Genomic DNA, 6,402 nt, shown 5'->3' on the forward strand with positions numbered 1-6,402 from the left:
CCCGCCGATGAGGGTGCCATGAACCCGTTCCTTCCTGCACCAGCTCCACGCCGTCGGGGTTCGCCATCGGGACGGCCCATACCGTCCAGTTGCTGAACCAGTCCTCCGGGCGGTGGCCGTTCCAGCTCCGCCCCTTGGCGTAGGCCTCGGCATACTGCTCCAGAAAGGCCAGCAGACATGGCGAGGTCAGCCACTCGTTGGCGTGCAGCGCCGCATTCACATGCAATCTGCGCGGGCCGCTGCCGATCCGCAGCATATGCAGCGGTTTGCCTAGGACGCTTGCGCCTATCGTGTCGGCCGAGATAAAGGGGTATTTTTTTATCAGATGGCCGATGTCGCTCTCCAGTTCCGCCGGCCCGTACTCGCCGCGCAGACTCACGACGGCCGCCCGCTCGGACAACGGGAGCACCAGGGTTCGTCCCGGGGGGCAGAACCCGTCCATAGCTATTCCGGGATTAAGCTGCTCCAGCTCTTCGAGGCTGACCCCGTAGATCGCCGCCACATCCCTCATGCGCTCCCCTTCCTGCGCAATGTATCGCCTCCGCTGGACGGACGGCAGGAACAGCACCTGCCCCGGGAGGAGGTACGGCTGGTCTGCCGCCCAGGGATTCCCCTGTATGATATGCGATGGAGCAAGTCCGTGCGCGGCGGCTACCCGCCTCACGGTATCTCCCTTGCGCACAATATATTGAAGCATAGATTTCACCCTCTCCGCTGCGCATCGTGAACGTTGTGTTTCTTCTTGATTGTATGCGGGTTCTCTTGTCCTACATGCGCAAAGAACGGCCGGGCGCATGCCGCCCGGCCGTCAAGAATACGGATATTATAATAACATCTGACGAAAGAGTTCTCCCGCCTGCCTTCAAACGTCCGAAGGCTCCAGCGAGGATACCTGCCATACAACCGGCGTGCGTCTGATCTGCTCTCCGAGCCAGTCCATGGCGATTCTTTGGAATATGCCGGCGTCGCCGCTGCAGAAGAACTGATGCACCGGACTGTCGTCCCCTCTCGCCAGCTTTCCCTTGTCGTACAAAATGGTGCTGATCTCGCGCGCCGTCTCGTCCGCCGAGCTGATCAGCTTGACCCCGGGCCCCATCACCCGGCCAATGGAATCGACGAGAAACGGGTAATGCGTACATCCGAGGATCAAGGTATCAATCGGTTCATGCTTGATGCCGTTCAGTGAATCGCGCACCGCAACATCGCACTCCTCGGTACGGAACATCCCCTGTTCGACCAAAGGGACAAGCGCCGGACATGCCTGGCTGACAACCTCAACATAAGGAGACAGCTGCTTCAGCGCTGCCGTGTAGGCCCAGCTGCCGATGGTTCCCACGGTGCCAATCACGCCGACCCGGCCGGTCTTGGTCGCGCTGATGGCGGCGCGGGCGCCGGGATGAATGACGCCGATGACCGGAATCCTCACCTTCCCCGATATATAATCGAGAGCGGCTGCGGTTGCCGTATTGCAGGCGATCACGATCATTTTGGGATCAAATTGAATCAGATAATCGACAATCTGCTCGGTAAAAAGCTTGACCTCTCCTGACGAACGGGGTCCGTACGGGGCGCGGGCGGTATCTCCGAAATAAATAATCTTCTCCCTCGGGAGCTGCCTCATGACCTCCTTGGCAACCGTCAATCCTCCGACGCCCGAATCTAGTATAGCGATAGCTTGCTGCACGAACACACGCTTCCTTCATCTTGTTTTGAATAGCTTATGTAAGGCGGAAGCAAAGTGTACCGGGCTTCCTGTCCCAATTGCAGATAATACTCCAATTATCTCCCCAGTTCAAGAGCAGAACACCTCATGCCCCCAGTCTTTCGAGGCTCTCCCGGGCCCGGGCAAGATTGATGCCCTTGAAGAACGCTGTGCAAAAGTTAGCGAAGCAGCGGCCTCAAGGGCATACCGTATAGCTGAATAGCTGTGAAAGCGATAGCTTGCGGGTGTCATCCGGCAGACCCGTCTCCAGGGCGGACCGCCTGCCGGGCTGCCGCCGCCGGGACAGCCCTCACGCCTGATCCCCGGCCTTATCGTCCGCATCCGGCAAAGCCGCTTCATCCTCAAGGCCGGAACCGCCCGGCGCCTGTTCAACAACGTCTGCGGAAATGACCTCCGGCTCATCCCCGGCCTTGGCGAACAGTTGGCTCCAGCCGGCCACCTCTTGAATCGCCTGCTCCACGGAATCCCTGGCTTTGCCGTACCATTCCACCGTCTTGTCTGAGGCCTGATGAACAAGCTCCTGCGCTTTATCCGCAGTTGCTGCGGCGCCGTCCGAGATATCCTTGCGCAATTCTTTGCCGGATTTGGGCGTCAGAAGCAGAGCGGTCACCGAACCGACGGCGCCTCCGGCGACGATTCCCCACAGCAAGCTCTTCGTGTTCTTCTTCATTCTTCATCTCTCCTTTACGGGCGAATGCCTAGATCCTGCTTATATCATAAGCAAAGAGGGGCCGTCCCGTGACTGGAGAGAAAATTTTTTTATGGCTGACGGTTGCCGGTCCTTACAGAAGGTTCTTCGGTTTAATCGAGTATCTGCAGCACTGCCCGCCCTCGGCCATGCAGTCGCTGCGCGAAACCCGGGCATTCAGCAATTCCTCGAACAAATGCTGCTCACACTCGCAGGCCTTGCGGTACTGGACGGCAACCTGGCGGATCGGGCAGTTGTACTCCCGGAGCACGTAAGATCCGTCTCCTACCGTGTCCCATTCGGCCATATAGCCGCCGGAATTCTGAATAGCGGACAACTCCGCCACTCTCTCTTCGAGATCTCTCCGCTCCATCATGGGGCTGTACTGCGCCAGCAGCCTGCGCCTGCGCCCCTCGAACAGGACATTCACGGCCTCGGTCCCGCTGCTGTGGTCCAATTCGCGCAGAAGCTCCAGCGTGAGGTTATGATAATTTTTCGGAAAATAGTCTTCGGCTCTTTCCGTCAGTGAATACATGTGCATGGGCCGGCCCATGGCCTGCCGTACAATCTTGTTTCGGGCCAAGCCTTCCCGCTCAAGCTGCAGAACATGGCGTCTTACTCCCATTTCCGTAATGCCGAGCTCCTCGGCCAGCGCTCCGATGGTCAACGGCCCTCTCATTTTAAGCAGCGTCATGATGATTTGCCTGGTCGAACCGTTTTCCTGCCCTCTCTTCATTTCGGTCCCCCCCTTCTGTCACAGATTCCACCGGCTTCGGCGTTTCTCAGCTCACCGGCAGGGCGGTGCCCAGTTCCTGATTGAGATAGCTTCTGACCTCGGCGGCGAAGCGGAGCAGCAGCTCCGGAAGAACGGACGCCAGCGGATGCAGCTTCTCCCGCTCCCATGCGTAATATTCCTGCACAAGAGGCTTTCTCAGCGACACCAGCTCGATAAGCCGGTCGTACAGCTCCTTGTCGCGAAACACCGACTCCTCATAAATGATCGTGACAATATCCTCGTAGCTCCCCGCATCGCGCATAATAAATCCGTCAATGAGGCAGCTTCCGACATCCGTAACGGCCTCGATCGAGAGATGGAGGCAGCGCTCCTGCACCAGCCCCCAGATTTTTCCTCCGTCCCATGAGGCCGCAGCCAGCCGCAGTCCGTCGGCAAGATCGGGAATTTGTTCCAAAATGCATTCAATTTGCTCGCGGTTCACGTAGTACATCCGGGCGCTCCTTTGCTATTTGCGGCGTTTGCCGCGGCGCTTCAGCCAAACAACCATGACCAGGCAGGCCGCAAAAAATACCACAAGGTAGGTTAACGCTTCCATCGGGTATTCCAGCTCACGCATTCCGCTCACCGCTTTCCGCCATCAGCTGGCCGTGCTTATTACAGTGAAATACCGCTTAAAGCTCGTAGTCCACGGCAAGGGAAAGCTCCTTGACCTCGTTAATATGAGCGATAACTTCCTTATGCGCAGGATGTACCTGGTAAGCGTTCAGATCCTCCAGACTTGCGACAGTCGCGGTCAAGGCGATATCGAACGAGCGCTCGGTGCGCAGAATGTCGGCTCCGATTTCGAGCGAAAGCAGCTGCGGAATTTTCCCTTCCATATTGCGCAGCACGGCTACAGTCTTGGCCACGCTGGCCTCCGAACCATCCTTCAGCTTGAAAAATACAATATGCTTTATCATTTCTTATTCGCTCCCTGTTATTTGGATTGTAATGGTTGCTGCAGTTTAATAAAAATATATCATAACCCCCCGTTTTCTGAAAGGAATCTGCGCCGACAGAGAAGGTGTAAGGAATATCCATTGCCTTGAAACCGGCAAATATTGTAGTATATTTTCAAAAAGAAACGGCTGCTCCATCCTGTCCGGAGGTGACATTCGTTTCATTTGAAATGTAAGGCCAGGGATAAGCGCCAAGCTTATTCTTTCTTATATTTTCAGAAATCGGAGGTAGTATGCCTACAAATCAGTCAGAGCCTTATAAGATTCAGGCGTGGTCCCTGGTTAACCGCAAATATCTGGGAAAAGGCGTCCGGATCAAAAGATTCCGCCGTCCTCAGCGAAGCCAGATCCGCAACCGCGTGCTGCTCGCCGTGCTGATGGCCCGGGATATCAAGCTGTCGCGGTTTGCGGAGGAGCTGTCCGTATCTTCAAGAAGCGTCAGCGCCTGGGTATATGAAAGCCGTATTCCATCCAGGACCAATATTGAAAAAGCCTGCCGCTATCTCGGTTATCCCCAGCATATCCTGTTTAACGAAGCGCTGCTTCGCCAGAGTCCGATCCTGTGCCAGCCGGCTCCTTCCCGGTTTATGAAGCGAAGCCGGAAGTATCCCCGCCGCAGCGACATTCTGACCGGGCTGTGCATGGTGCATGATCTTTCCGTCACCGATGCCGGACGCTGGATCGGAGTTCATCCCGGCACCTTCCGCAAATGGCTGCACAACAGCCAGCTCCCGTCCCCTTCTCTGCAAGAAAAGGCGGAAGCGTTCTTCCGGATACCCCGGGCCATTCTGTTCGCCGATTGCTTCCCGGAGAGCAAGCAACGCTCCTTCTGAAATCCCGCTGTTTCTCTTCTCCCGTACCGGGTGGATGAATTGACGCCCTATACCACAGCGGGCGGTGGATGAAGCGAAAGCTTGCAGGACACGGCTTCACTGGAGTTGGCCCTGGTTGGCGGGTCACGGGAAGCTGCTTCTCCGGGTTACAGCAAGAAACCGGGATACGGGCGGCACGACCTAGCCTTTTTTCCTGGCTGCGATGGTTCTCAAGATATACTCGCGCCGTCCCGCGCCCGGCCCTTCAAGGCTCTCCTTCAAGCTGCCGGTTTCCAAGATATCCATTCCGAAGAATTGCGCCTTAAGTTCGTCCTCGCTGAAAAAGTGGGCGAACTTTCCCTCTTTATAGCGGTAAGTTCCCGGCTCAAGCCGCTCCCCGCGCCCGTGATTTGAATCTTCGTCGGAAAAGGCCGACCCCCCACCTTCCGGTAAGAGAATCGGCCTCGGAGCCTTACGTTATTTCGAATTTGAAGCTTCCCTATTCATTTAAAGCCGCTTTCAGGGCTTCAAGGTTCTGGCTCATAATGCCGATATAATCGAGGTTCTTGCTGCGGTCTTCGTCAGTCAGGCCTTCGATGGGGTTAAGCACAGCCGTTTGGGCGCCAGCTTCCCTGGCAACCGTCTCCGAGACCTTGGAAGAAACAAGCGTTTCGAAGAAAATCGTCTTCACGTTATGCTCTTTTGCAAATTTCACCACGCCGGCCATTTGGGCCGCAGATGGCTCATGTTCCGGGGAGAGCCCAGCGATCGGCACCTGGGTCAAGCCGTATTCCCTGGCAAGATAGCCAAAGGCGGCATGCTGTGTAATGAAGTCCTTGCGCTTGGTATCTTTAAGGCCGTTCTTGAAATCCTGATCCAACTGCTCCAGCTTGGCGATGTAAGCGTCCGCGTTGGCTTTGAAGGTATCTGCGTCGGCTGGTGAAGCTTCCCGCAAGGCCGCCTCAATATTGCGGACTTCCTTGATGGCCAGCGCCGGGGACAGCCAGACATGCGGATCGAGCGCGCCGTGATCATGATCGTCGTGCCCAGCTTCGTCAGTCGCGGCGGCCCCCCCTTCTCCCTCTTCCTCCATGGCGTGACCTTCCATTGTATCAAGACCCTTGCTGGCGTCCACAGCAGCCAGTTTGCCTCCGGAAGCTCCATCCAGCACCTGCTCCACCCAGCTTTCCATACCGGCTCCGTTGTACACCAGCAAGTCGGCATCCGCGATATTCGCGATATCCTGCGGAGACGGCTCCCAGTCATGGGGCTCCACACCCGCAGGGACCAGGATGTCCACATCGGCCAGGTCACCAGCGACATTTCTGGTAAATTCATACATGGGGTAGAAGCTCGTTTCGATCTTCAGCTTGTGCGCACCCGGCGAAGCTGAGGCTTCGGCTGTTTGAGCTGCACCCGAGGGAGCGGCGGTATTGGCGGAGCTG

At 56.9% G+C, this 6,402-nt stretch carries 8 protein-coding genes; 1 reads left to right on the forward strand and 7 read right to left on the reverse strand.

Annotated elements, in window-relative coordinates:
• The 6 genes from L692_RS0119525 to L692_RS0119555 form a co-directional block, all read right to left on the reverse strand.
• The coding region (locus L692_RS0119525) for a M14 family zinc carboxypeptidase (protein WP_025701738.1) at nt 1-697 on the reverse strand (697 nt) is incomplete at its 3' end.
• A gap of 165 nt (nt 698-862) precedes the next feature.
• On the reverse strand, nt 863-1,684 hold the full coding sequence (gene racE / locus L692_RS0119530) for a glutamate racemase (RefSeq protein WP_025701739.1): 822 nt from the start codon (nt 1,682-1,684) through the stop codon (nt 863-865).
• Between the two features lie 328 nt (nt 1,685-2,012).
• Complete coding sequence (locus L692_RS30765; protein WP_025701740.1) at nt 2,013-2,393, reverse strand: YtxH domain-containing protein; 381 nt, start codon at nt 2,391-2,393, stop codon at nt 2,013-2,015.
• 112 nt (nt 2,394-2,505) lie between these two features.
• Nucleotides 2,506-3,147, reverse strand: a complete 642-nt coding sequence (locus L692_RS0119540; protein WP_025701741.1) for a helix-turn-helix transcriptional regulator — start codon at nt 3,145-3,147, stop codon at nt 2,506-2,508.
• 46 nt (nt 3,148-3,193) lie between these two features.
• Nucleotides 3,194-3,637, reverse strand: a complete 444-nt coding sequence (locus L692_RS0119545; protein WP_025701742.1) for a DUF86 domain-containing protein — start codon at nt 3,635-3,637, stop codon at nt 3,194-3,196.
• Nucleotides 3,638-3,818: 181 nt separating this feature from the next.
• A complete protein-coding gene (locus L692_RS0119555) occupies nt 3,819-4,106 on the reverse strand; it encodes a Dabb family protein (protein WP_025701743.1) in 288 nt (95 codons plus the stop codon).
• 272 nt (nt 4,107-4,378) lie between these two features.
• Here L692_RS0119555 and L692_RS0119560 point away from each other — a divergent pair, with 272 nt between their 5' ends.
• Complete coding sequence (locus tag L692_RS0119560; protein ID WP_025701744.1) at nt 4,379-4,978, forward strand: helix-turn-helix domain-containing protein; 600 nt, start codon at nt 4,379-4,381, stop codon at nt 4,976-4,978.
• A gap of 478 nt (nt 4,979-5,456) precedes the next feature.
• On the opposite strand, the gene L692_RS0119570 is transcribed toward L692_RS0119560, so the two are convergent.
• Nucleotides 5,457-6,402, reverse strand: a 946-nt coding sequence (locus L692_RS0119570; protein ID WP_025701746.1) for a metal ABC transporter substrate-binding protein, incomplete at its 5' end; no start/stop codon positions are given.

The organism is Paenibacillus forsythiae T98 (genome assembly GCF_000520735.1).
GTDB classification, from domain to species: Bacteria; Bacillota; Bacilli; order Paenibacillales; family Paenibacillaceae; genus Paenibacillus_AQ; species Paenibacillus_AQ forsythiae.